Source organism: Nitrospirota bacterium, from assembly GCA_004296885.1.
In the GTDB taxonomy this organism is placed as follows: domain Bacteria; phylum Nitrospirota; class Nitrospiria; order Nitrospirales; family Nitrospiraceae; genus SYGV01.
In genome coordinates, this window is sequence record SCVN01000002.1 from 171,213 (window position 1) to 196,476 (window position 25,264).

At 63.4% G+C, this 25,264-nt stretch carries 21 protein-coding genes; all 21 read left to right on the forward strand.

Annotation, left to right across the window (positions count from 1 at the left end):
* The first annotated feature begins 26 nt into the window (after positions 1 to 26).
* The 21 genes from EPO61_01090 (at position 27) to EPO61_01190 (ending at position 25,258) form a co-directional block, all read left to right on the forward strand.
* Positions 27 to 1,196, forward strand: a complete 1,170-nt coding sequence (locus EPO61_01090) for a DegT/DnrJ/EryC1/StrS family aminotransferase (protein TAJ10904.1) — start codon at positions 27 to 29, stop codon at positions 1,194 to 1,196.
* 79 nt (positions 1,197 to 1,275) lie between these two features.
* Positions 1,276 to 2,727: an aminotransferase class I/II-fold pyridoxal phosphate-dependent enzyme gene (locus EPO61_01095; protein ID TAJ10905.1), complete on the forward strand. Its 1,452-nt coding sequence runs from the start codon at positions 1,276 to 1,278 to the stop codon at positions 2,725 to 2,727.
* Positions 2,724 to 3,674 (forward strand): NAD-dependent epimerase/dehydratase family protein, encoded by a 951-nt coding sequence (locus tag EPO61_01100; protein TAJ10906.1) that lies wholly within the window; start codon positions 2,724 to 2,726, stop codon positions 3,672 to 3,674. The genes EPO61_01095 and EPO61_01100 overlap by 4 nt, the downstream gene beginning before the upstream one ends.
* On the forward strand, positions 3,671 to 4,603 hold the full coding sequence (locus EPO61_01105) for a sugar phosphate isomerase/epimerase (GenBank protein ID TAJ10907.1): 933 nt from the start codon (positions 3,671 to 3,673) through the stop codon (positions 4,601 to 4,603). The genes EPO61_01100 and EPO61_01105 overlap by 4 nt, the downstream gene beginning before the upstream one ends.
* A gap of 19 nt (positions 4,604 to 4,622) precedes the next feature.
* Complete coding sequence (locus EPO61_01110; GenBank protein ID TAJ10908.1) at positions 4,623 to 5,807, forward strand: iron-containing alcohol dehydrogenase; 1,185 nt, start codon at positions 4,623 to 4,625, stop codon at positions 5,805 to 5,807.
* Between the two features lie 25 nt (positions 5,808 to 5,832).
* Positions 5,833 to 6,624 (forward strand): class I SAM-dependent methyltransferase, encoded by a 792-nt coding sequence (locus EPO61_01115; GenBank protein ID TAJ10909.1) that lies wholly within the window; start codon positions 5,833 to 5,835, stop codon positions 6,622 to 6,624.
* Positions 6,625 to 6,629: 5 nt separating this feature from the next.
* Positions 6,630 to 7,682 carry an N-acetylneuraminate synthase gene (neuB, locus tag EPO61_01120; protein ID TAJ10910.1) on the forward strand — a complete coding sequence of 351 codons (1,053 nt, stop codon included), beginning with the start codon at positions 6,630 to 6,632 and terminating at the stop codon, positions 7,680 to 7,682.
* A complete protein-coding gene (locus tag EPO61_01125) occupies positions 7,679 to 8,521 on the forward strand; it encodes an NAD(P)-dependent oxidoreductase (GenBank protein TAJ10911.1) in 843 nt (280 codons plus the stop codon). The genes neuB and EPO61_01125 overlap by 4 nt, the downstream gene beginning before the upstream one ends.
* Positions 8,522 to 8,530: 9 nt before the next feature.
* Positions 8,531 to 9,577 (forward strand): ATP-grasp domain-containing protein, encoded by a 1,047-nt coding sequence (locus tag EPO61_01130; GenBank protein TAJ10912.1) that lies wholly within the window; start codon positions 8,531 to 8,533, stop codon positions 9,575 to 9,577.
* Positions 9,578 to 9,609: 32 nt separating this feature from the next.
* A complete protein-coding gene (locus EPO61_01135; protein TAJ10913.1) occupies positions 9,610 to 10,338 on the forward strand; it encodes a hypothetical protein in 729 nt (242 codons plus the stop codon).
* Entirely contained in the window at positions 10,335 to 11,051 is a 717-nt protein-coding gene (locus tag EPO61_01140) for an acylneuraminate cytidylyltransferase family protein (protein ID TAJ10914.1), read from the forward strand. Before EPO61_01135 ends, EPO61_01140 begins: the two co-directional genes overlap by 4 nt.
* Positions 11,052 to 11,084: 33 nt before the next feature.
* Positions 11,085 to 12,254, forward strand: coding sequence for a radical SAM/SPASM domain-containing protein (locus EPO61_01145; GenBank protein ID TAJ10915.1), 1,170 nt, complete (start codon positions 11,085 to 11,087; stop codon positions 12,252 to 12,254).
* 46 nt (positions 12,255 to 12,300) lie between these two features.
* Entirely contained in the window at positions 12,301 to 13,263 is a 963-nt protein-coding gene (locus tag EPO61_01150) for a Gfo/Idh/MocA family oxidoreductase (GenBank protein TAJ10916.1), read from the forward strand.
* Between the two features lie 2 nt (positions 13,264 to 13,265).
* Complete coding sequence (locus tag EPO61_01155; protein ID TAJ10917.1) at positions 13,266 to 15,269, forward strand: hypothetical protein; 2,004 nt, start codon at positions 13,266 to 13,268, stop codon at positions 15,267 to 15,269.
* A complete protein-coding gene (locus tag EPO61_01160) occupies positions 15,266 to 16,489 on the forward strand; it encodes a methyltransferase domain-containing protein (GenBank protein ID TAJ10918.1) in 1,224 nt (407 codons plus the stop codon). The genes EPO61_01155 and EPO61_01160 overlap by 4 nt, the downstream gene beginning before the upstream one ends.
* A complete protein-coding gene (locus EPO61_01165; GenBank protein TAJ10919.1) occupies positions 16,486 to 18,399 on the forward strand; it encodes a hypothetical protein in 1,914 nt (637 codons plus the stop codon). Before EPO61_01160 ends, EPO61_01165 begins: the two co-directional genes overlap by 4 nt.
* Positions 18,400 to 18,489: 90 nt before the next feature.
* On the forward strand, positions 18,490 to 19,515 hold the full coding sequence (locus EPO61_01170) for a radical SAM protein (protein TAJ10920.1): 1,026 nt from the start codon (positions 18,490 to 18,492) through the stop codon (positions 19,513 to 19,515).
* Positions 19,364 to 21,262 (forward strand): hypothetical protein, encoded by a 1,899-nt coding sequence (locus EPO61_01175; GenBank protein TAJ10921.1) that lies wholly within the window; start codon positions 19,364 to 19,366, stop codon positions 21,260 to 21,262. The genes EPO61_01170 and EPO61_01175 overlap by 152 nt, the downstream gene beginning before the upstream one ends.
* Positions 21,262 to 22,644: a glycosyltransferase gene (locus tag EPO61_01180; GenBank protein ID TAJ10922.1), complete on the forward strand. Its 1,383-nt coding sequence runs from the start codon at positions 21,262 to 21,264 to the stop codon at positions 22,642 to 22,644. Before EPO61_01175 ends, EPO61_01180 begins: the two co-directional genes overlap by 1 nt.
* A 43-nt stretch (positions 22,645 to 22,687) precedes the next feature.
* On the forward strand, positions 22,688 to 23,389 hold the full coding sequence (locus tag EPO61_01185) for a hypothetical protein (protein TAJ10923.1): 702 nt from the start codon (positions 22,688 to 22,690) through the stop codon (positions 23,387 to 23,389).
* A gap of 30 nt (positions 23,390 to 23,419) precedes the next feature.
* Positions 23,420 to 25,258: an ABC transporter ATP-binding protein gene (locus EPO61_01190; GenBank protein TAJ10924.1), complete on the forward strand. Its 1,839-nt coding sequence runs from the start codon at positions 23,420 to 23,422 to the stop codon at positions 25,256 to 25,258.
* Positions 25,259 to 25,264 lie beyond the last annotated feature (6 nt).

Consider the following 25,264-nt stretch of genomic DNA (forward strand, 5'->3'; position numbering starts at 1 on the left):
CCGGATCGTTGAGAAGCAGGAGGGTTATGCCAGGATTTGAAATCATCGGGGATGAGGAGCGACAGGCGGTCAACGAGGTCTTCGAGCGGAGCGCGGTCCTGCTCCGGTTCGGCTTCGACGAGGCGCGCCGCCAGGTCTTCAAGGTCAAGGAGTTCGAAACGGCGTTCGCGACGAGGCTGGGGGTCCGCCGTGCCCAGGCCGTCACGTCCGGCACGGCCGCCGTCAAGGTGGGGTTGAAGGCGCTGGGCGTCCGGCCAGGGGACGAGGTCGTCACCCAGTGTTTCACGTTCGTGGCCACGGCGGAGGCGATCCTCGAGTGCGGGGCGGTGCCGGTCTTTACGGAAGTCAATCGCACCTTGAATATGGACCCCGAGGACCTGGCCCGGAAGATCACGCCGAAGACGAAGGCGATCATCCCGGTGCACATGCTGGGCGCCGCCGCGCCGATGGCGGAGCTCCTCGAGATCGCCGACCGGCATGGCATTCCGGTGCTCGAGGATGCCGCCCAGGCCTGCGGCGGGCAATACCGGGGCCGTCCCCTGGGAAGCTGGGGGCGCGCGGGGGCGTTCAGCTTCGACTTCGGCAAGGCCCTCACGACCGGCGAAGGCGGCATGGTCGTGACCGACCGGGAGCCGGTCTATTCGAGCGCCCGCGCGTACTCGGACCACGGGCACGAGAGCAATCCGGCCGTGCCCCGCGGCGAGGACACGCGCTCCGCGCCGGGATTCAACTACCGCATGATGGAGCTGCAGGGGGCAATCGGCCTGGTCCAGCTCGCGAAGCTCGACGGCGCGGTGAAGCGGCAACGGGAGAACAAGGCCAGGATCAAGCAGGCGCTCCAGGGGATCACCGCCGTCCGGTTCCGGGAGTTCGCGGACGAGGAAGGGGAGACCGGGGACACGCTCGTCTTGTTCCTCGACGATCCCAAAGCGGCGTCCCGGGCGGCTCGGGATCTGCTCGCCGAGGGCGTGCGCTTCCGCATCCTGCCCGAGGCGCTGACTTGGCATTTTGCCGGGACCTGGGAGCACATGCTGCCGGGGCTCGAGCGCTACCGGGGCAAGGCCATCGCGCGCGAATGGCCCCTGTCGGAGGCCTTGCTCCGGTGCGCCATCGCCATCCCGATCTTCATCAAGATGGATGACGCGAAGCTCCAATGGACGATCGATCGGTTGGTGAAAGTGCTGCGGCAATGCTGAGCCGCGGCCTCGTCCCTGCCTGGCCGGCGGCAGGCCGGCGGAAGGGACGACAGACGATCCGGCAGCGGGAGGGGCGACGTTGAGCACACGGTTGGAATCGGTCCTGGTGTCTCCCGACGCGACGATCAGGCAGGCGCTGTCGGTCATCGATACGGGCGGCCTGGGCGTGGCGCTGGTCGTGAACGGCCGGCGGCAGTTGTTGGGTCTGGTCACGGACGGAGATTTGCGACGGGCCATGTTGGACGGGCACGGCCTGGAGGCGGAGGTCCGCCTGGTGATGAACCCGGAACCGATGACCGCATCGAAGGCCACGCCCCGCGAACAGGTGTTCGGCCTGATGAACGTGAAGATCCGGCATATTCCCGTCCTGGACGAGGACCGGCGGGTCTGCGACCTGGTGTGTTTCGTCGAACTGTCCAGGAAGATCCCCTGGGCGATCCCCTACATCGGCGAGGAGGAGCAGAACGAGGTCGCGGACACGGTCCGTTCCGCCTGGGTGACCATGGGTCCGAAAGTCGCCAGGCTGGAGCGGGAGATGGCCGCGTACGTTGGAGTGAAGTATGCGGTGGCGGTCTCCAGCGGCACGGCGGCGCTGGATGTGGCCCTCAAGGTGTTGCACATTGGGCCGGGCGACGAGGTGATCGTGCCGGCGCTCACGTATATCGCGACGGCGAACGCCGTGCTCTACCAGCACGCCACGCCGGTGCTGGCCGACGTGGACCCGACGACGTTCAACCTGGACCCGGAGGATGTCAGGCGGCGCATTACGCCGCGGACCAAGTGCATCATGCCGATCGATTATGGCGGCCAGTCCGCCGACTATGACGCGCTGGGCCGGATCGCGCGCGAGCACGGACTCGCGCTTGTCGAGGACGGCGCGCAGTCGCTCGGGGGGGAGTACAAGGGGCGGCGGTTATGCTCCTTCGGCGTCATGAGCACGGTGAGCTTCCATGCCGCCAAGGTGATCACCTCGGTGGAAGGCGGCATGGTCCTCACAGACGACGAGAAGCTGGCCGACCTCGCCCGGGTTCTCCGCAACCAGGGCGAGGATCCGGTGAACAAGTACCATCATGCCGTGCTCGGACACAACTATCGCATGACCGACCTTCATGCGGCCGTCGGCCTGGCGCAGTTCCGGCGGCTCAACGAGGTGCTCCGGCGGCGCGCCGAGATCGCCGACTTCTACACCAAACGGCTGACCGGGCTGGAGGGCAAGCTGACGCTGCCCGCGGTGGCGCCCGAGCGCCGGCACGCGTGGTTTTTCTACCCCGTGCTACTTCACAACCGGGACGAGGTCGTCGGCTACCTGAAGGAGAAGGGCATCGACACGCGGATCGCCTGGCCGCTGCCGATCCACAAGCAGCCGCTGTACCGGTCGTTCTTCGAAGGCGCGCGGTTTCCGGTGGCCGAGCGCCTTGCCGACTCGGTGTTGAATCTGCCGCTCTACTACGAAATGTCCGAAGAGGAGGCGCAGTACGTCGTGATGCACCTCAAGGACGCGGTGACCCGCGCGGGAAAGACAGCCCGATGAGCTGGCAGGGGACCAGGGTCGTGGTGACCGGGGGGGGCGGGTTTCTCGGCAGCCACCTCTGCGACGCATTGGTTTCCCGAGGTGCCTGCGTCACGGCCATCGACGATTTTTCGTACGGCTCGCCCGCGCATCTCAAGACCGTCTCCGCAGGGGTCAACGTGGTGCGGTGCCGGCTGGGGGAGCAGGCCGAGAGCCTCAAGGAGGCCCTGGAGGCCGACGTCCTGTTCCATCTGGCCGCCGTGGCCGATCCGCGGCGCTGCAAGGCGGATTTCGAGTCGGCGTTCCGGTCCAACGTCCTCGGGCTGAAGGCGTGTCTGGAAAGTGCGGGCCGGCTGCGGCGCCTCATCTTCATGTCCAGCGCGAGCGTCTACGGCGAACCCGAGTATGTACCGATCGACGAGAGGCATCCGCTGAAGGGGAAGGATCCCTACTCCGTCACGAAGGCCATCGGCGAGTGGCTCTGCCGGCACTACAGGGAGAATGCCGGTCTCCCCATCACGATCGTCCGCAACTTCAACACGTTCGGGCCGAGGCAATCGGGCGCCTACCTCATTCCCACGCTGATCGGGCAGGCCTTGTCCCGGGGAAAGATCGAGATGTGGAACGCGGCTCCGGTCAGGGACTTCACGTTCGTCTCCGACGCCGTGGCGGCGCTCATGCTGCTGGCGGAAGCGGACGGCGCGGAGGGCCTCACCGTCAATCTGGGGCAGGGCGCGGGCATCCGGGTCGGCGAGCTCGCGGCGGGGATCGCCGCCCTGTTCGGCGTGCCCCTCGTGGATCTCCGGCAGGAGGTCATCGGCAGCCCCGAGCTGGTCTGTGACAACGCGCGGCTGAAAGCCGTCACCGGCTGGGCCCCGCGGGTCAGTCTGGAGGAGGGCCTGCGGGCGACGATTGAGTATTTCCGGGAACGGAACGGGACCGGCCTTGAGCCGGCCAGACAGCCATGACGATGAAATCGGGTCCGGCTGCGGCCGCCGCCGGCGCGCCGCGACCGTCATCGGGCCGGCGCGGGGAGGACCGGATCTACGTCTCGACGGGGGCGTTCAAAACGCGCGACCTCGGGCAGATCCTCGACGTCTGCCTGCGGGAAGGCGTCCATCGCCTCGAGCTCAGCTCCGGCACCGCCTTTTCGGAGCATCTGCTCGATCTGGTCCGGCGGTCCCGCGGGACGCCGATGCGGTTTCTCGTGCACAACTACTTCCCGCCCCATCGGATCCCCTTCGTGCTGAACCTCGCCTCCACCGACCCGCAGGCCCTGGTCCGGTCGCGCGACCATTGCCGGACGGCCATCGCGCTGGCCGCCGAGGTCGGGGCCCCGTTCTTCAGCGTCCACGCGGGCGCCGCGATGAACGCTAGGCCCGAGGATCTCGGACAGCCGCAGACCCATCTGGTCCACGGGGACGTCCGGCGCGCCTACGAGCTGTTCGTGGAGAGCGTGTCGGAGCTGGCGCGGGCCGCCGCCGCCGCGGGCGTCTCGCTGCTCATCGAAAACCACGTCGTGGCCCCCTTCAATCTGATCGAGGGGGAGAACCGGTTCCTGTTCGCCAGCACGGCGGAGGACATCCTGCGGCTGATGGAGGACGTGGGCGCCCCCAATCTCGGCCTCCTCCTCGACGTAGGGCACCTGAAGGTCACGGCTGCGTCGCTCGGCTTCGACCCCCGCCGGCTGGTGGAACGGGTCGCCCCCTTCGTGCGCGCCTTTCATCTGAGCGACAACGACGGCAAGTCCGACCAGAACCTTCCCTTCGGCCGCGAGGCCTGGTTCATGGACCTGCTCGCCGACTTTCCCGAGGCCACCTACATCATTGAAGCCTACCGGCTGGAGCCGCCCGAAATCCGGGCCTGCCGGGAGGCTGTGCTGGACGCCGTACAGTAATTCATGGGAAGGGCAATGCATGGCCATGGAGTCGATTGACAGCGGGCGCTTTCAATTCACGCTGCACACCCACGTGCACGTGGGCCGCGGGGTCAGCGGGCGGCTGCCGGACGTGCTGCAGGAGTCCGGCTTCCGCAGGATCGCCCTGGTGGTAGACGGGGGCGTGACCGCCAACCCCACGTTCGTGACGTTGCGCGATCGGCTCGCCGGTTCCTTCGACCTGGTCCACGAGCTCGTCAACCGGGTGAGCGAGCCGGACTACGACTATCTCGACGAGTGCCGGGACCGTCTCGCCGCCAAGCCGTTCGACTGCCTGATCGGCTTCGGGGGCGGCAGCTCGCTGGACCTGACCAAGGCGCTTTCGGTGCTGATCACGAATCCCGGCAAGGCCCTGCAATACCGGGGATACAATCTTATCAAGCAGCCGGGCGTGCCGGTCTTCGCCCTGCCCACGACCGCCGGCACCGGGGCCGAAGTGACGCCCAACGCCGTCTTCACGGAGTCGAAGGAGAAGCGCAAGTTCGGCATCAACACGTCTCTCTACCTGCCCAAGGTCGCGTTCCTGGACCCGCTGCTGACCGTGACCTGCCCGAAGAGCGTCACCGTCGCGTCGGGGGTGGACGCGCTGATGCAGGCGATCGAGAGCTTCGTCGCGACGAAGGCGACGCCCGCCTCGCGGGTGTTTTCGCGGGAAGCGTTCAGGCTGGTGTTTGCGGCGCTCCCGAAGGTCGTGCGGGAACCGGAGAACCTGGATCACCGGGAGGCCATGCAACTGGGGGCCTACTACTCGGGGATCGCGCTGATGAACTCCGCCCCAGGGCCGGCGGGCGCGATGTCCTATCCGCTGGGCGTCCATTACAAGGTCCCCCACGGGCTGGCCCACGCGGTCTTCGAACCCACGATCGTGCGTTGGAACGTGGAGCGCGGCTGCACCTTGTATGAGGACCTGTACGGCCTGATCGACGGGGCGCCGCAGGGGCTCGACCCGAAGGGGAAGGGGGCCGAGTTCCACCGGCGCCTGACCGCCCTCTACGACGAGGTCGGGATTCCGCGCTCCCTGGCGCCCTTCGGCATCTCCCCTCAGGACGTCCGGTTTCTAGCGGAGCAAACCGTGCTGCTCAAGGCCGCCATCGACTTCAACCCCGTTCCGATCTCCGTCGAAGACATCACGACAATTCTAGCCAGCATGATCAAGCAAGGATAGCTGGGGTCCGTCTATTGCCAGGGCCATGTCCTGGCCTCTCGAAAAACACGTAGTTTCCGCCGCAGACAAAATTATCGAAAGGCTTCTGTTCATGGAAAATAATCTCAAAGAATTGTGGGAACGTACGGCCACAGATACCAGAGGAGTCGTCTGGTATCCGAACGAGTTTGTCATTCGCTTCCTTGCGAAATACGTCCGGAAGCGAGTGGGGATCGATGAATACAGGGTGATACACGAGATCACGCGGGCTTTGGACCTTGGATGTGGCCATGGTCGGCACGTGATCATGCTTGCGGAACAGGGTTATGACGTGGCAGGTATCGACATCTCGGATGTAGCCATCGGCGTTGCGCGGGATTGGGTTGCCAAGAAGGGCTTGAAAGCAGATCTCCGAACAGGGACGGTTACCGCTCTGCCCTATAGCGATAGTGTCTTCGATCTTGTAATGAGCCACGGCGTGTTGGACCACATCTATTACGACGAATCGCGAGAGGCGGTGCGTGAGATACACCGGGTATTAAAGCCTAACGGGCTTCTGTATGTGGATCTGATCAGCGCCTTGGAGTCTGGATGCGGCCAAGGCCGGGAAGTTGGACGGCGTACATACATTGTACCTGATGGAGCCGAGGCGGGGGTCCCTCAGAGATTTTTCGAGTTAGAAGATGTGATGGATTTACTTCGAGATCACTTTACGATCCAGGATGTCGTCCTCTCCCAATGGGAACCGGTCTTCGGTGAAGGTTTCTCTAATTTGGATAAGGAGAACGGCCGCTATCCAAGGGCGGCTCGGTATCACGTGGCAGCAATAAGGAAATAGGAGAGATGCACTGCATCAAGGTTGGTCGTCTCACAATTGGAGAAGAAAGTCCGTGTTTTATCATCGCCGAGGCCGGGGTCAATCATAACGGTGACGTAGCAGTGGCAAGGCGCCTTGTGGAGGCTGCCAAGGAAGCGGGCGCCGGTGCCGTGAAGTTCCAGACCTTTACGACCGAATCGGTCATCATCGCGCAGGCGCCCAAGGCCGACTACCAACGACAGACGACGGACGCGTCTGAATCGCAGCTGGAGATGCTGCGGAAGCTGCAGCTCTCCCACCGGGACTTCCGCGGGCTGAAGGAAGAGGCGGACCGGGTCGGCATCCTGTTCTTCTCCACGCCGCACGATACGCGGGACATCGACTTCCTCGTCTCCGTCGGGGCGCCCCTGATCAAGGTCCCCTCCATGGACATCGTCAACCTTCCGCTGCTGGAGGAAGTCGGCCGCCGCAAGGTTCCGGTCGTCCTGTCCACCGGCATGGCCACCCTGTCCGAGACGGAGCGGGCCCTGGCGACGCTCCGGCAGGCCGGGTGCCCCTCGATCATCCTGCTGCACTGCGTGACGAACTATCCGATCAAGGACGAGGAGGCCAACCTCAGGGTCATGGATACCCTGGCCCGGGCATTCGACTGCATCGTGGGCTTTTCGGACCATACGGTCGGCACGGCCATCGCGGTGGCCGCGGTCGCCCGAGGGGCCAAGGTCATCGAAAAGCATTTCACCCTGGACTGCGCGATGGCGGGACCGGACCATGCCGCCTCGCTCGATCCATCCCAGTTTGCGCAAATGGTCACCGACATCCGGCGGGTCGAGCAGGCGCTCGGCTCCGAGGTCAAGCGGCCGCTCCCCGTGGAGCTGGCCAACCGCAAGGCCATGCGGCGCAGCCTCGTCGCGGACGCGGACCTTCCGGCCGGGACGGTGCTGGCGCGGGAACACGTGACGCTGAAGCGTCCCGGCACGGGGCTCGGCGCCGAACTCCTCCCCTATCTGCTCGGACGGACCGTGAAGCGCATGGTCCCCAGAGACTCCCTGATCACGCTCGATATGTTGTTCGAATGAACGCGCTCGTGACCGGCAATTCCGGTTTGATCGGGAAAGTCCTGGTCGCCCGTCTCGGCGCGATCCCCGGCGTGCGGGTCCGGTTGTTCCGCACGCCGGAGGCCCTCCGGGACATCCGGGACCGGCAGGCCGTGCGCGAGGCCCTGAAGGGAATGAACGCTGTCTTTCACCTCGCCAGCCTGTTGAACTATCGGCGCGCCACGGTGGATGCGATGCGCGCGGTGAACGTCGAGGGGACGCGGCACCTGCTCGATGAAGCCCTGGCCGCCGGGATCTCCAACGTGATCGTCGCCTCCAGCCAAGCTGTATATGCCGCCTCAGAGGGATGCCCCGGTCCGTTCAATGAGGAAACGTCGCTTCGCACAAAGGATGCTTACAGTGATTCTAAACGGGAGGCCGATGAGTTATGCCAAAAGTATCTCGGCGGACAATTATGTATGAGCATCCTTCGGCTGGCGACGATTTATGGTTCGGAATTTTCACGCCTAGAGGATGTGGTTGCTCGTTTTGTGGATGAAGCTAGAGGCAATGGAGTTATCAGACTGTTTGGCAAGGGACAGCGGATCAGAGATTTGGTCTTCGTCGAAGATGCGGTGGAGGCGATGCTCAAACTCCAGGGAACCGCGGGTGTCTTCAATATTGGTGGGGGGAGGCCCTACATGACTAGGGAGATTGCCGAAACGGTGAGGGAAGCGGTCGGGGGACGTATCGAGTACGACGGGCCGCAGGAAGAGGAGACGGGCTTCTACCTGGATATTTCGAAGGCCCGCGCGGCCATCGGCTATGAGCCGGTCGGGTTCGGGACGGGTCTGCAGCGGTCCCTGGCGGTCCATGCCTGAGAGTCGAAGATGAGCCGGGCGCCGGTCACAGTGCTGGTCACGGGAGCAGGGTCGGCCTGCGGGGTCAACATCATCCATTCCCTGCGTCATGCCGGAGGCTACCGGATCGTGGCGACCGATATCTTTTCCGCCTCGGCGGGGCTGGTGCTGGCCGACAAGGGCTATGTCATTCCCAAGGAGGGGTCCGACGGCAAGTATCTGGACGCCATCCTGGACATTGCGAAACGGGAATCCGTCCAAGCCTTGATCCCCGGGTTTGACGCGGAGCTTCCCTACCTCTCGGCAGCCGGCGGCACACTCCGGGCGCAGGGCGTGGTGCCGGTCATCGGCGAGCCCGACTTCATCCGCATCGCCAACGACAAGCTGGCAACGCAGCAGTTCCTGGCCGCCAACGGGTTCCCGTTCCTGCGCAGCTATGGAGCGGCGGAGCAGGCGCAGGCGGTCGCCGAGCTGGGGTTCCCGCTGGTCGTCAAGCCGCGCTCGGTCTGGGGCTCCCGGGGCGTGCAGGTGGTCGGGAGCGAGGCGGCGCTGCGGCAGGCGGTGGATCACATCGTGAGCCTGGGATGGGAGCCGCTGCTCCAGGAGTTCATCCCCGAGACGGAGGGCGAGTTCACCAACAGCGTGGCCGTCGCCACCGACCATGACATGCTCGGCGTCGTCTGCATGCGCCGCGAGTTGGAGAAGGGCGATTCGCGGCGCATCTTCCTGGACGACTTCCCGGACCTGAAACGGCAGTGCGAGGCGATCGCCCGCGCCCTGAACACGAGCGGTCCCATCAACATCCAGTGCCGGCTGCTCAAAGGGCGCGCCTACGTGTTCGAATTCAACGCCCGATTTTCCACGACGAACATCGTGCGGACGGCGGCGGGGTACAATGAGGTGGATGCCCTGGTGAAGAATTTTCTGACCGGCGAGAAGGTCCTGTTCAAGGGGTGCCCGCCGGTCGTCGCCATCATGTACCTGGACTATGTCTACGTGAAGGCGGACGCCTATCAGGCCCTCAAGGAGGCCGGGGTCACCGGCCGCGCAGGCCACGTCCGGAACCGGCTCGGATGACCGGCGGCGAATCCATACAAGGGGAGAGAGGGGTGCTGCCTTTTTGCGAGGCGGCGGCCCTGCTGCGGGACGTCCCGCTCACGGACATGCATTTGCACACCACCTACACCGACGGCCGCATGAGCGTCGCGGAGGTGCTGGAACTGACCAAGGCCAACGGGCTGCGGGAGATCGGCTTCACCGACCATGCGCGGCGGACCTCGACCTACGTGCCCGCCTATCTGGACGAGATCGGCCGGGAGGCCGCCCGGATTTGTCCCGAGATGCGGGTCTTCCGGGGACTCGAGGTGAAGATCACGACGCTTGCCGGCGAGATCGATCTCGCCGAGTCAGCGGCGGCCTCGCTCGATTTCGTCGTCGGCTCTCTCCACCGCCTGCCGGCGAAGCCGGATGAAGAGGTCTTTGTCAGTTGGAACCAGGTCGAGCCGTCCCGCGCCGTGGACGTGGAAGTCGAGGCGACGCTGGCGATGGTGCGGCTGGGGCGCGCACAGGTCGTGGGGCATCTGGGGCGGGTCTTTCTCGAACATTACCACGTGCCCTTCCCCGACAGCGCCATCCGGACGATCGTGGAGGGTGCGAAGCGACATCGCGTCGCTATCGAGCTCAATGGCCGGTTCCCGGCCGAGCATTTCGCGCGGGTGCTTCATCACTGTCTCGACGTCAACTGTCTCGTGGCCGTGAGTTCCGATGCCCATAAGGCCGAGGACGTCGGCCTGGGGGTGCGGATGCTCCGCGCGGCCTTGCAGGATCTGTCCGCATGAGCGCGGCGCGCCGTTTTCTCGGATTGATCCCCGCGCGCGGCGGATCGAAGGGAATTCCCCGGAAGAACCTCGTGTCCGTCGCCGGGAAACCGCTGATCGGCTATACCATCGAGGCGGCGCTCCGGAGCCGCCATCTCGACCGGGTGCTGCTCTCCACCGACGACGAGGAGATCGCGGAAACCGGCCGGCGGATCGGCCTCAAGGTCCCGTTTCTGCGCCCCGCCGAACTGGCCGCCGACGACACGCCCATGATGGCGGTCATCAAGCACGCCCTCCGGGAGATCGCGAAGACCGAAGGCGACCAGCCGACGGTGGTGGTGCTGCTGCAGCCGACCTCGCCGCTCCGGACCGAGGCCCACATTGACGCCGCCATCGAGCTGTTCGAAAAGGAACAGGCCGACAGCGTCGTCAGCGTCTCGGAGCCGTTGGAGCATCCCTGCGACATGGTGTCGTTCGAAAACGGGACCATGACCCTGGCCCTCTCGGCAGAGGAGCGCTGGAAAGGCCGCCAGACTTATCCGAAGTTCTATTTCGTGAACGGGGCTATCTATATCGTGAAAACGGAGCTGATCGGCGAGGCGAGGCACCCCTGGGGCGGGAAGACGGTCCCGTTTCTGATGAGCCCGCTGGAATCGATCGATGTGGATGGTCACGCGCAATTAACCATCACCGAACTCTTGCTCGGTCTAAGACAGATAAGGCAGGGGTTGTAGATTTCATAACTGTGGGATCACGATAAATCTTCGATGAATAGTCAATCACCTCGCACGCTCTTCGAGAACAAGAACCTTCGTCAGGGTTATGCAGACCCGGCCGTCGTTCGGGTGCTGGTCGGAATACTCGATGAGGCCATTGGGTCTACCAAAAGCACGTCAATTCGAGAAGAATTGAAGGCGGTTAGGGCTTATCTTGACGGCGCGAAACCTACGGACTGCGAGGGGCGGGCGCCAGACAAGCGTTCTTTCTCCCATACCGAAATCCTCAATGCCTTCAAATTGAACGATGGTCCGGCTGTCTTGCGCTATCTTCTCTATCGCTACCGGTATAACGTCTATCCAAACACGCAGACATTGGGCGACTTCCCCATTGTTCTTGCCGTCGAACCGACGAGTGTGTGCAATCTCCGATGCGTGATGTGCTTTGAGGCCGATCCATCTTTTACCGGCGATCAGTCTGCCATGGGCTACATGGATTTCGGCCTCTACAAGAGCATCATTGATGAAGCGGCTCAACATGGATTGGGCTCTCTCATTCTTGCCTCGCGCGGAGAACCGACACTGCACCAGAAGCTGCCTGAGATGATTGCCTATGCCCGCGCGGCGGATATCACGGAAATCAAGATCAATACGAATGCGACCATGCTGACAGAAGCACGAAGCCGGCGGATTCTCGCCGCCGATCCGGATCTGATCGTGTTTTCGGTTGATTCGGCCGATAAAGCGCAGTTCGAGGCGATCCGAGTTGGCGCTTCCTTCGACGAGGTTGTCGCGAACATCAGGAGTTTCAATGACGTTAGACATCGTGAGTTTCCCAACGGACGAACACGAACTCGCATTTCGATGACCATTATCGGCTCGCAGCAAGATGCCGTACGCGCGGAAAACTTCTGGTCGCCGCTTGTTGATGAATTCGCTGTCAACCAGGCTATCCCGAAGCTGTTTATTTATGGTCTGCCCAAGTCTCCAGTCGAGCGGTTCTGTGCGCTGCTCTGGGAACGTCTCTACGTCTGGTGGGACGGGGGGGTGAATGTTTGCGACGAGGATTATAAGAGCCGTTTGTCTGTTGGAAAACTCGGGGATGGTGCCACAATAAAAAACATTTGGCTCGGGGACAAAATGCAGGCCTATCGCACTATCCATGCCTCTGGCCAAAAGAACTCGCTCCATCCCTGTGATCGGTGTCCGGGATTCAGCTAAAACTCACGTAATTCAGACCGGTGAATAACCGAGTGAGGCTCTTAAGATGGCTCGGACAGTTTTGACCATCGGTTTTATCGGGGCGGGACGGATGGCGCGCGCGCATGCCGCTGTGCTTCGGACCATGCCAAATGTGATGCTTAAGGCTTGCTGCGGTCGCCGTCTGAAATCGGGCCAGGCGTTCGGAAAAGAATTCGGCATCCCGGAGGCCTACGCCAACTATGAGGAGCTGCTGGCGCGTGCGAAGGTCGATGTCTATTGGGTGACGCCCAGCGTACTGGAGCTCCCCACCGTAGCCAAGGCCTGTCTCCGGACCTGCAAGGCCGTCTTTCTCGAGAAGCCGGTCGGCCTCTCGCTGGAAGAAGCGCAGGAGGTGGCCGATGTCGCGGCCCAATCCTCGTCCATTCACATGGTCGGTCTCAACCGCCGCTTCTATTCCAACATCAACGCCGCGGTTCGTCTTGCCGAGAAGCATGGGAGAGTGAGAGGCATTGAAGTCCATGCTCCGGAAGACATCACCGACCTTCATGACCATCATCCACCGCGTGTTGTGGATCGCTGGATCTACATGAACGGCGTCCATTGCATTGATCTTCTGCGCTACCTGGGCGGCGAGGTGGCTACGGTCACAGCGGCCCAGGTTGGTAAGGAGAATTCACGGGGCTATGCCGCAATGTTGAAATTCACGGGCGGAGGAGTTGGACAATACACGTCCCATTGGTACGCCCCGGGCCGCTGGCGCGTGGCGCTCTATGCCGATGGGCTCTGCTGCCTGATCCAGCCTCTCGAATCGGCGAAGGCGATCTACCGGGGAGGCCGCGAGGAGCCCATTCCGCTGTCGGAGGAGGATCAGCGGTTCAAGCCCGGTTTCTATGACCAAGCCAGGTACTTCCTGGAGTGCATCATGGCCGGGAAAGCCGTTGCACATCCGGGATGCGATCTGCCTGACTACCTGAAAACGGTTGGCCTAATAGACATCATCAACGGCGAGAAACCGCAGATCAACTAACGATGGGCACTGCTGCTCCCACTCTCGTCTTCGTCGAATCCGGGTCGGATATAGACCGGATGCGCCATGTGGGCGACGGACGGGATAGATCTCTCAGGATCATCGCGCTTAGTCCGGAAGCCGAATACGCGCTGGAGAAAGCCGGGCTGCCGTTCGCGCTTGCGGACGACTACTACACGGGCGAAGAGATCACGCAAGCGGGAATTGCCAACTATGATCGGGTCGATGAGTTCTGTGCGTATGTAGATGCCTGGTTCGAGCAGCGTTCGGAGATCGTCAAGCGGTTTGGTTTGAAACCGGCCCGGTTCAACGTGTATCCGCTTAAGATCCTCTTCGATGCGGTCAGCGTTCGGCTGATCATCTTGAGGCGGATTCTGACTCAGGAGAAGCCTGTGGAAGTCTGGGCTGCTCCGGAGGAACAGGGGGACCATCCCTTAGATCCCTTCCTTTTCTTCGGTGCCTCCATCTTCGCCAGACTCCTGCCGTCAGTCTGCGCCAGCCTCGGCATCCCCTTCAGAACCTGGAAAATTGACGGCCACTGCGCTGATGCTGTCCCGACGGCCTTGCATGACCTGGTGAATCCAGGCCGATCGCGCAACAGGTATACCGCGGCCTTCCATACCTGCTGGCCTCTGATTCAAGACCTCGGTCGTGGCGTCAGCTTGTCGTGGCGAAGGCGCTTCAGCGCAAGCCGTCCGGAACTGCTCGTCATGGACTTGAACGACCGGGAGATCCGGCTGGTTTCAGCCTCTCTGATGGAACGAGGCACGTGCAGGCTGTTGTATTGGTCGCGCAGGAGCCGCTGGGTTGCGTCGCTCAACCCTTTCCGATTGATGCGTCTGGATGACCAAGGGCAACGGGATGGAATCCTTCGAACCCTCACCCAGGAGACAGCGACGCTATGGCCCGAACTGACTGGTGATCCAGGATTCCGGAGGTTTCTGGTATGGGACGGCGTGGACGCCTTTCCTGTAGTCGAGAGCCGTCTTCAGCACGTCTTCACCGAGTTGCTCGTCAAGGCTGCGGAGCTCAATCTTCAGGCTCGCGCCATGTTCGACAAGATGAATATTCGTGTCTTGCTTATGTCGCAGGTGGCGTTGTATTGGCAACGGGCGGTTTGCGCAGCGGCGAAGGATTGCGGCTTGCGCGTGGTCAACATGCAGCACGGCCTGGTGGGCGAGCGCCTCTGTCCGATCGTGTACTACACGGAATGCGAGGGGGTTGACGATCTCCTGACCTACGGGACCGGAATGCAGGACTTCTGCCGCCGGCATTATCCACACGCGGCTGTCCCCCTGCCGACCGGCTCCCCCGCGCTGGATCAGTTGGAACGTTCGGTTGGCAACCGGAATCCGGGTCAGGTGTTGAGAAGGCTCGGGTTGGCTCAGGGGAAGAAAACCGTGATCTATTGCCCGACCAGCAGCACCGGGAACAAGCTCTACGTCTCTTTCAGCTATCCCAAGTCCGACAGCCAATATTTCGCGATCCAACGGCGGATCGTGGAGACTTTCCGGGATTACCCTGCCCTCCAATTCGTGGTGAAGCAGCACGTCGGGATGCCTCGCGGGTTTCCGCTCGGAGACCTGATGCGGGACCTGCGGATGGACAATTGCCGAGTGGTTGTCGAGGAGCCGTCGTTCGTGGACTTGCTTGCCGCGGCCGATCTCGTCATCCTGGATTCTCCGACCATGACGTTTCTGGAAACGCTGGCGATGGGCATGCCGGTCCTGGTCTTCAATAACTGGTTCCGCTGGGAGCCAGAAACACTGGAATTGCTCAAGCAGAGCGCGGTGTACAGCAATGACTTCGATGAGTTCATCGGGATCCTCCGGGGCTATCTGGCGACCGAGCGCTTCGAGGGGGCCAGCCGGGACGGATCGGCCTTTCTCAGGCGGTTTGGCACCTATAAGGGCGACCGGCGGAGCGCCGACCGGGCGGCGGAAGCCATCGAAAAGCTCGCACAGACCGACGCTCTCGCCGGTGCCGGGACGGTGGCACAGGCATGAAAAACATCGAGGCTTGTCCGGCTTGCGATTGTCCCGACAGCCGGCGGCTGGTGCAGGTGGTGACGGAACATGTGTCCCCGGCGGATGATCTTGTCTACCTGCATTGCGGACGCTGCGGGCTCGTCTATTCCCATCGGCAATTCGAGGACTCCGCCGAGCTGGATGAGTGCTATGCCGCCCCGTACCAGGAGGCGGCGCGCGCCGAGTTTCTGAAGGTGACCGCTCATAAGACCGGCATCCATCGCTATCGGAAGGCCTGGCTCGACGCCACGCTCCGGCGCCTGGCATGGTCTCCCCGCCACAAGCGCGCGCTCGAGATCGGCTCGAAGGACGGGTCGTTCCTGAAGCTCATCCGCGACGACGGCTGGGAGGCGGTGGGGATGGATCCGAACGCCACCTACGGCAGGCTGGCGAAGGAAGTGTACGGGGTCGAGATCAGGTCCGGCTATTTTGAGCAGGGGACCTTTCCCCCGGCGACCTTTGACCTCGTGAGCAGCTTCCATGTGATTGAGCACATCCAGGATCCCAATCCGGTCCTAACCGCTGTTCGCGACGTCTTGACCCCAGGTGGCCTGCTGTATCTTGAGACACCCAATCTGCATTGCCTCCAGCGGCGGCAATTGGCCACGGGGCACGTTGTGCTCTACTCGTTGGCGACGCTCGCACAGGTGCTAGAACACAACGGCTTTGAGGTGGTTGCTGTCTCGGAGAACGGCCCGGGAGGCCTGTTGACCTTCGACCAGGTGGCGGTACTCGCAAGGGCCACCGGCCGACCGGCCGGCGAATGGCGCCTCGGAGAATCCTTCGAGGAGGCGAAAGCCTGTCTGGAACGGGCGCTCCAGTCGAATTTTCCATCGCCGGAAGGGCTCTCGTTCCGCAACCGGATGTTTCATCTTGTGCAGCGGCTCTTCGGTGATGAGCGGGCGCTGGCGCTCAAGTCCGTCTATCTGGGCGTGCATGCCAGGCGCCGCGGACAGCAGATGGAGAAGGCAGCGGGCGGTCCGGCGATGGACCTGAACCGCCTGCCCGATCCCGTGCGGCAGCAATTCCTTCAGGGATTCCTGCAAGAAGGCCACCTGCGGGAGCTCCAGCGGCTACCCGACGAGTGGGTGCAGTTGAAGGTGCTGGCCCGCATCAAGGTGTTCCGCCTTTCCCATGACCAGACGAAGGCCCTGGTTGATGCGGAGCTTTCCCGTGCGCAGGAGGGCGCCTTCCCATGATCGTGCTGGAGCGTCTCACCCTCTTCGGTCTCCTCCGGCTTGCGCGACTGAGGAGCGCCTCCCCCGCGCGGCGGGCGGTGCTTCTCAACGCGGGGCCTGCTGGTCGTCTCGCCGCGAGAGTCTTCGGCGTGGAACTTCTCCCCGACACGCATCGGGGCAGGGACCGCGCCTTGGCCTTTCTTCTGGCCATTCCGGTCACGGAGGCGCTGCTTCGGAAAGGCAAGGAAGATGCGGGGGCGCAGCGAGCGCTGCTGGCTTTCTTCGGGACCGACGAGATCCTGCAGGCCTACCGGAAGTTTCTTCTGCAATATTCAATTGAAGCCATTACGGACTGGCAGGCGGCGCTGTATGAGGCGTTGAAGGCCGGTTGTGAAGCCATCACGTGCCTTCCAATCGGGCCACAGTCAGCCGCGCTCCTGGACTGCTGGAGAAGGCTGCAGCAGGATGCCAAGGCCGACGCCATCGAGATTATTGAAGATAGGGCGGGCTCCATTGCGAGCGGATTCTACGGTTCTCTTTATGGGGGTGTGGCTGGGCTGGCCTTGCTGGCCCAATGGCTGGGACGATTGCTGCACCAAGGCTTGTGCCTGCGCGCGCCCCGGCCATCGCGCTACCTCGTAGGCCTGCATGGCTACTGGAATGTGGCCTCGGGGCGTCCCTGGGATCTCCGTTCGGCGGATTTTCTCGTCGATGGCACGCGTGTCCGGCGCGAAGACCTGCTTCTTCTGTTGTCCCGAGGAGGGAACACGGATGAGCGCATGCGCCAATACCGGGAGGCAGGATTCGCCTTTGTCCTCCTCTCCGGGCTGCGGGCACCGGCGGCCTACGCGGTCAGGCTGGTCCCCCGCCTGTTGAAAGCCGCGGCCTGCCTCTGCCTGCCGTCCCGGTCGGTGCACCCGCTCCTTCGCCGCCGGGCGGCGGGGGCGATCCTCTATGGGATAAGCCTGGAGGTCCTGCTCCAGCACTATCGCCTCGGCGTGCTCCTCAATGCCGATGAGGATTCCTACGAAGCTGTCGTGGAAACAGCCGTCCTCAACAAATTCGGCGGAGCCACTTCCTGGATCCCCCATACCGTCGTCGGGGGCCTTTTCACGATGGCCTACCTGCACTTCGATCTTCTGCCGCTTCAAGGCTGGTTTCACGCCGAGAATTGCGGCGAGACCTGGAACAAGCGGATGCGGGTCAGACCCGTCGGCATGGCGACGAACGATCGCCCCGGTGATGCGGAAGCAAGCCTGGCCAGCGACGCCGTTCGCAGATTGGTCGAGGGGTTCAGAGGTAACGGACCGGTCAAAATCCTGGGCGCCTTCACCGGGTCGTATACCCCCGATACGTTTGTGCAGGAGCGGTATCGGCGGTTTCTCCGGGCGCTGGCCTTGCTGGCCGAGCGAGCCGCCTCCTTGCGGATCATCATCAAGCCAAAGGCCACAGAGGAATGGCCTGAGCATGCCTATTTTCTGTCCGAGGAACCCTTCCGGAGCACGATCCAGGCGGGGGTCCAGAACGGGAGGATCACCGTCCTAGACCCCCGCGCCGGCCTGACCTGCTCGGCGCAGTATCTGATGAGCCTGTCCGATACGGTGCTGTCAACCGCGCAGCACGCCGCATTCGGCTCGGTCTGGGTGGAGGCCCTCCTGCTTGGGAAGCCCTCCTATGTCTTCGCGCCCTCTGAGTTCAGGTCGGCCCCGTTTGCCGGAAAGTTTTTTGACCGCTGGATCTTCGACCACGAAGAGCGTCTTGCCGTGGTCGTGACCGACAGTCTCACAACGCCCGGGAAGGGCGAGGTTGACGGGATGATCGCGCACCTGTTCGATCCTTTTAATGACGGCCGCGCCCTGGAGCGGATGAGGAGCGAGATCCTGGCCGTCGTCCCGTCGGAATTCCATGCGGCCAACGAGGCCGCATGCTGATCACCGCCCGCTTATCTGTGCGAGCGGGCGTCGAGAGCGACTCCGAGGGGTCCGCTCCTCGTCGTCCTGCAAGAGAGGGGACCGCTGTCCATGGCTGAGTACACGCCCTACAGGTCCGGCCACCACTATGTGAAGGACTATGATCCCGCGCGCTTCGGCGAGCGCTATGCCGAGTACCGCCGCAAGTGGGAAACCTATCCGAAAAACCGCATCGTCAGCGATTTCCCGATCAACGTAGACCTCGAACTGGCCAGCATGTGCAACCTGCGCTGCCCGATGTGCCACACGGTCTACATTGAGCACCCGTCCTATCCGGCCTTCGTGCAGCAGGACGCCACCAGGCTCATGCCCTTCGACACCTTCCGGCGGGCCATCGACGAAGGGGTGGGGTACGAGGATTTCTCCGCGATCAAGCTGAACTTTCGCGGCGAGTCCACGCTGCACCCGAAGATCGACGAATTCATCCGCTACGCGAAAGAGCGCGGCGTGCTGGACATCCTCCTCAACACGAACGGCAACTATCCGCCGGAGCTGAACGAGAAGCTCGTGGACGCGGGGTTGTCCGACATCGCCTTTTCGTTCGATGCCCTGACTCCGGACACGTATAAGAAGGTCCGGGTGGGCGGCGACTTCTTCCTGGCCATGAGCAACGCGATGCAGATGCTGAGGCACCGCGACCGTCTGCGCGTCCGGGTCTCCTTCGTCCATCAGAAGGCGAACACCCATGAGAAGGACGCGTTCGTCAAGTTCTGGACGGACATGGGAGCGGACAGGATTCTCGTGTCCGACGTCTATAATCCGGCGGAGCTGATCAGAAAGGACATGCTGGTCAAGCAGTACACCAAGCCGGAGCGGTTTACCTGCCCGCAACTCTGGCAACGGCTCATGGTGCTGGACAACGGCGACGTCTATCCCTGCTGCCATGCCTTCGAGGAGCCGGACGATCTGAAACTCGGGAACATTAATGAGACACCGCTTATCAAGATTTGGCGGGGGGAGAAACTGGAACAGCTGCGGGAGACTCACGCCAACGGGGATTACCGGCAAATCAGAACCTGCGCCACCTGCGCCTATCCCAAGCAGCCAATCGAGAATGGCTCTGATGGGCAACCCTGATCTCTACACCGTGATCCGGGAGCGCGAGGCGCCCGTCGTCATCGCGGAGATGGCGAACGCCCACGAAGGATCGCCGGCGTCCGCTCGCGCGATCGTCGAGGCGGCGGCCGCCGCCGGCGCGGACGCCGTCAAGTTCCAGAAGTTCACGGCGGAGGAGCTGCTCGTGCGCAGCCATCCGCGGTACGGGCACTTCAAGCAGCTGGAGATGCCGGATGCGGCCTGGGCGGAGCTCGTGGACCTGGCCCTGGGGCTGGGGCTCTACGTGCTGGCGGACGTGTTCGGGCCGGACAGCGCCTCGCTCATGCACCGGCTGAACGTGGACGGCTACAAGATCCATTCCTCGGACACGATCAACCATGCGTTGATCCGGCAGGTGGCGCAGTACGGACGGCCGGTGTTCCTCAGTTGCGGGGGGGCGCGCCAGATCGAAGTGATGGACGCGGTTCAGGTCCTGCGCCGGACCGGCTGTGAGCAGATCGTGCTGCTGCACGGGTTCCAGAACTATCCCACCCGGCTGGAGGACACCCAGCTCAGGCGGGTACAGGCCCTGGCCGCGCAATTCGGCTGTCCCGTCGGCTATGCCGACCACGTGGCCGGCGAGTCCGAATGGGCCGTCATGCTTCCGCTGATGGCGGTGGCCGCTGGCGCCCGGGTGGTCGAGAAGCATGTGACGCTCGACCGGTCCCGCAAGGGCATCGATTACTATTCGTCGGCCGAGCCGCAGGAGCTGGCCCGGCTGGTTCGGCTGCTCCGGGACGCCGGCAAGGGCCTCGGCGGCACCTATGCCATGAGCGACGGCGAGCTGAAGTACCTGCACGAGGTCAAAAAGCTCATGCTGGCCGCCCGGGATCTCCCGGCGGGGACCCGCCTGGACGAATCGATGGTGACGTACAAGCGCGCCCCGTCCGACGTTCATCCCCTCAAGTATGCGGATGTGGCCGGCCGAACGCTTCAGGTGTCCCGGAAAGCCGATGAGCCTCTGTCGCTCGACCAGTTGGGGCTCAAGACCGTGGCCCTCATCGCCGTGCGCATGCATTCCACACGGCTTCCCAGGAAGGCGCTCTTGCCGCTGGCCGGCCGTCCGGCGATCGAACACCTCATCGCCCGCCTGAAGCTGGCCAAGACGCCGGCGTCGATCGTGCTCTGCACGTCCACCCATCCGGACGACGAGGTATTGGTGGAAGTCGCCGAGCGCTGCGGGATCAAGTGGTTCCGCGGGGCCGAAGACGACGTGATGCGGAGGTTTCTGGATGCGGCCGATCGGGAGGGAGCGGACGTGGTCGTCCGGGCGACGGGGGACGATGTTCTCCTGGATCCCGCCTACCTCGACCGGGCCGTGGCGTTCCACCTGTCGAAAAACGCCGACTATACGGCCTATCCCGGTCTTCCCAAGGGCATGGAGACCGAAATCCTGTCCGTCAGCATGCTGCGCGCGGCCCACGCCATGGCCGAGGATCCCTCGTTCAGCGAGTACATGACCTATTACCTGCGCCGCCCCGACGTATTCCGCGTGTCGGACATGCCGGTCGAGGAGGCCGATCGCCGGCCCTACCGGCTGACGCTGGATACACGGGAAGACTTCCGCCTCCTGCAGGAGATCTTCGAGCGCCTCCACCGTCCGGGAAAGGTGGCGGGGACGAGGGAGATCATCGAGTTTCTCGATGCGCACCCGGAATTGCGCGAGATCAATGCCGCCGTGCGGGGCAAGGCCGTGACCGTCAATTCCAACTTGAAGATGAGGGCGTAATGCCGAAGGTCACTGTCTACACCGTCGGACGCGATTATGGGCGCTATCTTCCCCAGGCGATCAAGAGCGTGCTGCACCAGACGATGCAGGATTGGGAATTGATCGTCATCAACGACGGCTCCACGGACAACACGCCCGACGTCCTCCGGCAGTTCGAGTCCGATCCCCGGATCAAGATCATCCACCAGCCGCCGCGCGGCCTTCCGCCGTCCTGCAATCTGGCCATCTCCCACGCGAAGGGTGACTACATCATCCGGCTTGACGCGGACGACTACTTCGACGAGAACGCGCTGCTGGTCCTGTCCGGCGTGCTCGACGCCCACCCGAAGGTCGGGCTGGTGTACCCCGACTATTTCCTGATCTCCAGCGACGGTGAAATCCTCGGACACGTGCGGAGGGAAAAGATCGCCGACGATCTGGGGCTCCTCGACCTGCCGGCCCACGGCGCCGGCACGATGATCCGCCGGCAGTGTTTCGAGGAGGTCGGCGGCTACGATGAGTCGGTGGATTGCCAGGACGGGTACGATCTGTGGGTCAAATTCATCGACCGCTACAAGGTCTACAACGTGAACCTGCCGCTCTTTTACTACCGGCGGCACCCGGTCAGCCTGAGCTCGAACCAGGAGCGGATCCTGCGGGCGCGGCGGGCCTTGAAGGCGCGCCACGTGCGGGCGCGGTACGGCGCCAAGCTGCCCTCCGTACTGGCTCTGGTACCGGTTCGCAACGAATCGCCTGTCGGGGCGGGGTGGGCGCTGCGGTCGCTGGGCAGCTCGCCGATCTTGCAGTACACGCTGGACCAGCTCAAGGGATGTCCATCGGTGACGAGGGCGGTGGTCGTGACCGAGAACGAGGCGGTCGGCGAGTATGCCAGGTCCCAGGGCGTGGAGACTCTCATCCGGCCGGCGACTCTGGCCCGCATGAATTCGCCGATCGAGCCGACCGTGCTCTTTGCGCTGGAAGAGCTGGCCCGCAAGGGATTTTCCCCGGACATCGTCTGCCTGCTCCATGCGAATTCGCCTCTGCGGCGCGCGCACCACATCGAGGAAGCCATCAATACGCTGCTGATTTTCAAGCCCGACAGCGTCATCTCCGTCTGCGAGAACACGCGGCATCAGTACCATCATCGTCTCAACGGACTCGAGCCGGTCTTTCACCGGCGGGAGCTCAGGTTCGAGCGGGATGCGCTCTATGAAGAAAACGGGGCGGTCTACGTCTCCTGGAGCAGGGCGGTGACGGCGCGATCCTTTGTCGGGGCCCGGGTCGGCCATATCATCATGACCCGGGAAACCAGCCTCAACCTCGATACCCCGTACGATGTGTGGCTGGCGGAGCAGTTGCTCACGCTGCGCGGAGGGGCCTTGGCCGAGGGGCTGGGCTTGTAGCGGCGCAGAAAGTTTCCGGTTCACCACCACTCAGGGAGCATGCATGGAATTCATCGCCGAGATCGGTCTCAACCATGACGGAAACTTCGATCTGGCCCGCGAGCTGATCCGGCAGGCAAAACTGGCCGGCGCGGACGTCGCCAAATTCCAGTTCGGATGGCGGTGCAAGCCCGACGAGATCAATTGCATCGACGCCGACCGTGCCGCCCAACTCAAGGCCTGGTGCGACTACGTCGGGATCGAGATGCTCGCCTCCATCATCACGGAAGAAGCCATGGATCTGGCTCACCACATCAACCTGTCCAGATACAAGATCGCGTCGCGGACCGTGATCGATAAGCCCGCGTTGTGCGAGCGCATTCTCGCCGAGGGAAAACCGACCTACGTCTCGCTCGGCATGTGGGACAAGAAGGGCTTTCCGTTCGGCGAACCAGACGGCAAGATTCTCCACTATATCTATTGCCGCTCGAAATACCCGACTGCGCCCGGCGACATGGCGGCCATGCCGGGGCGTTTCCATTCCCGCGGGTTCCACGGGTACAGCGATCACATGCTGGGTGTCGAAGGGTGCCTGCTCGCGATCGCGCGCGGGGCGCGCTACGTGGAGAAGCATTTCACCTTGAACAAGGCTTCGCAGGTCATCCGGGATCATGTGCTCAGCGCGACGCCCGCGGAATTTCGGCAACTGACCGAACTGGGAAGGCCCCTGTCTCAGCTCGTCGACCTGATGGAGCCGCCCTCCTAGTATCTCCATGACCTCTCGTCCCAAGATCAGATGACCCGCCAGCTTCTTTTCATTCTCAAACCCTACCGGCTGTCCCTTGCCGCGATCCTCGTGCTTCTGTCCGTCAGCGCGGCATTGGAGTCGGCTGGAATCAGCCTGTTCGTCCCGTTGTTTCTGGCCCTCGGCCAGGCGGGTGGCTCGCTCCCGGTCCAGGACCTGGGGGTTTTCACCTCCCTTGAACGGTACCTGCAGGCGCATTCCGTCCCGCGCCAGATCCAGATCATCGCGGCCGCGCTGGTGGCGACCGTGCTGGTCAAAAGCCTGTTCGGCTATGCCGGACGCCTGCTGGCCGTGCGTCTCGAGCATTCGGCAATCAGCGACCTGCGCAAGCAGGTCTTCGGGCGGTACATGGCTGCGGACTACCAGTTCTTCCTGGACCGGAGGCAGGGCCGGCTGGTCAACGATCTCTTCCAGGAGGGAGGAACCGCCGGTCAGGCTGTGTCCACCACGATCACGCTGCTGTCCAACGGGATCACCGCCGCGGCCCTTTACCTTCTTCTTCTGTTCCTCTCGTGGCAGGCGACGATGATCGCCACCGGCACCTTCCTTCTCCTGACTTTGGGATTCTACTGGGTGTCGATGGCGTCCGGCAGACTGGGGCGGACCCGGCAGGCCCTGGTCGGCGAATTCGTGTCGTTCGGCGCGGAAGCGGTGCTCGGCATCCGCCAGGTGAAGGTTTTCGGCGCGGAAGGGCGGCTCGCGGCCCGGTTTGCGGACCTGGCCGGGCGGGTCCGCCAGGCCAACCTTGACCTGCAGTCGCTGTCGCTGCTGGCCCAGCCCGTCGGGGAGGTGGTCGCAGTCCTTGTCCTCGCGGCGATGGTCATGACATTGAGCGCCGGCATCTTCCACGAGGCCAGCGCGCTGGTTCCCTTCCTGGTCACCTTTCTCGTCGTTCTGATTCGTCTCTTTCCGGTGATCGTCTCCTTGAACAGGGATTTCATCAGGCTCAAGGGCGACATGGCCTCCGTGCAAATCGTCACCGACCTGCTCGCCCCCAGCGAGACCGCAAAGACGCGGGATGGCGGCCGGCTCTTTACTGAGTTGCGTCAGGGCGTAGGCTTCGAGGGTGTGACGTTCCGCTATCCGGGCAAGCCGGAGCCTCCGGCGCTCCGGGACGTCGTGCTCACCTTCCCGGCGGGCAAGGTCACGGCGCTGGTCGGTCCGTCGGGCGCGGGGAAATCCACGGTCGTGGATTTGTTGATCCGGTTGTATGAGCCGAGCGAGGGCCGTATCATGGTGGACGGAACGGACCTGCGGGAATACAGCCTCGAGTCCTGGCGCAATGCCATCGGGTTCGTGAGCCAGGACACTTTTATTTTCAATGCCTCGATCCGGGAGAACATCGCCTTCGGAATGCCGGACGCGACGGAGGGGCAGATCGTCGAAGCGGCAAGGCAGGCCGATGCCCATGACTTCATCCAGGGCTTGCCGGAAGGCTATGCGACGGTTGTAGGAGACCGCGGGCTCAAGCTCTCGGGCGGCGAGCGGCAGCGCATCGCGATCGCCAGGGCCGTGCTACGAAATCCGATCATGCTCATCTTCGATGAAGCGACGAGTTCCCTGGACAACGAATCGGAGCAGCGTGTTCAGCAGGCGATCAACCGTCTGAGCAGGGACCGCACGGTCATCATGATCGCGCACCGGCTCTCCACCATCGTGGGGGCCGACAAGATCGCGGTGCTGGACCGTGGCCGGGTCGCCGAGGAGGGGACGCACGCCTCCCTCCTGGAGCGACGGGGCCTGTACTGGAAGCTGTACAGCCGCGAGTCGGCGGACGTGGATGCTTCGGATCCGGACCGCAAAGCTCTGCCGACAGGACCTCAACTGTAAAGGTGA

Bases quoted from the DNA above. Each gene is read 5' to 3' on its own strand.
- EPO61_01170 (TAJ10920.1), top strand. From the start codon at position 18,490: ATGGCTGAGTACACGCCCTACAGGTCCGGCCACCACTATGTGAAGGAC.
- EPO61_01145 (TAJ10915.1), top strand. From the start codon at position 11,085: ATGAATAGTCAATCACCTCGCACGCTCTTCGAGAACAAGAACCTTCGT.
- EPO61_01175 (TAJ10921.1), top strand. From the start codon at position 19,364: ATGAGACACCGCTTATCAAGATTTGGCGGGGGGAGAAACTGGAACAGC.
- EPO61_01100 (TAJ10906.1), top strand. From the start codon at position 2,724: ATGAGCTGGCAGGGGACCAGGGTCGTGGTGACCGGGGGGGGCGGGTTT.
- neuB (TAJ10910.1), top strand. From the start codon at position 6,630: ATGCACTGCATCAAGGTTGGTCGTCTCACAATTGGAGAAGAAAGTCCG.
- EPO61_01150 (TAJ10916.1), top strand. From the start codon at position 12,301: ATGGCTCGGACAGTTTTGACCATCGGTTTTATCGGGGCGGGACGGATG.
- EPO61_01140 (TAJ10914.1), top strand. From the start codon at position 10,335: ATGAGCGCGGCGCGCCGTTTTCTCGGATTGATCCCCGCGCGCGGCGGA.
- EPO61_01165 (TAJ10919.1), top strand. From the start codon at position 16,486: ATGATCGTGCTGGAGCGTCTCACCCTCTTCGGTCTCCTCCGGCTTGCG.
- EPO61_01155 (TAJ10917.1), top strand. From the start codon at position 13,266: ATGGGCACTGCTGCTCCCACTCTCGTCTTCGTCGAATCCGGGTCGGAT.
- EPO61_01190 (TAJ10924.1), top strand. From the start codon at position 23,420: ATGACCCGCCAGCTTCTTTTCATTCTCAAACCCTACCGGCTGTCCCTT.
- EPO61_01115 (TAJ10909.1), top strand. From the start codon at position 5,833: ATGTCCTGGCCTCTCGAAAAACACGTAGTTTCCGCCGCAGACAAAATT.
- EPO61_01130 (TAJ10912.1), top strand. From the start codon at position 8,531: ATGAGCCGGGCGCCGGTCACAGTGCTGGTCACGGGAGCAGGGTCGGCC.
- EPO61_01105 (TAJ10907.1), top strand. From the start codon at position 3,671: ATGACGATGAAATCGGGTCCGGCTGCGGCCGCCGCCGGCGCGCCGCGA.
- EPO61_01090 (TAJ10904.1), top strand. From the start codon at position 27: ATGCCAGGATTTGAAATCATCGGGGATGAGGAGCGACAGGCGGTCAAC.
- EPO61_01110 (TAJ10908.1), top strand. From the start codon at position 4,623: ATGGCCATGGAGTCGATTGACAGCGGGCGCTTTCAATTCACGCTGCAC.
- EPO61_01180 (TAJ10922.1), top strand. From the start codon at position 21,262: ATGCCGAAGGTCACTGTCTACACCGTCGGACGCGATTATGGGCGCTAT.
- EPO61_01185 (TAJ10923.1), top strand. From the start codon at position 22,688: ATGGAATTCATCGCCGAGATCGGTCTCAACCATGACGGAAACTTCGAT.
- EPO61_01125 (TAJ10911.1), top strand. From the start codon at position 7,679: ATGAACGCGCTCGTGACCGGCAATTCCGGTTTGATCGGGAAAGTCCTG.
- EPO61_01160 (TAJ10918.1), top strand. From the start codon at position 15,266: ATGAAAAACATCGAGGCTTGTCCGGCTTGCGATTGTCCCGACAGCCGG.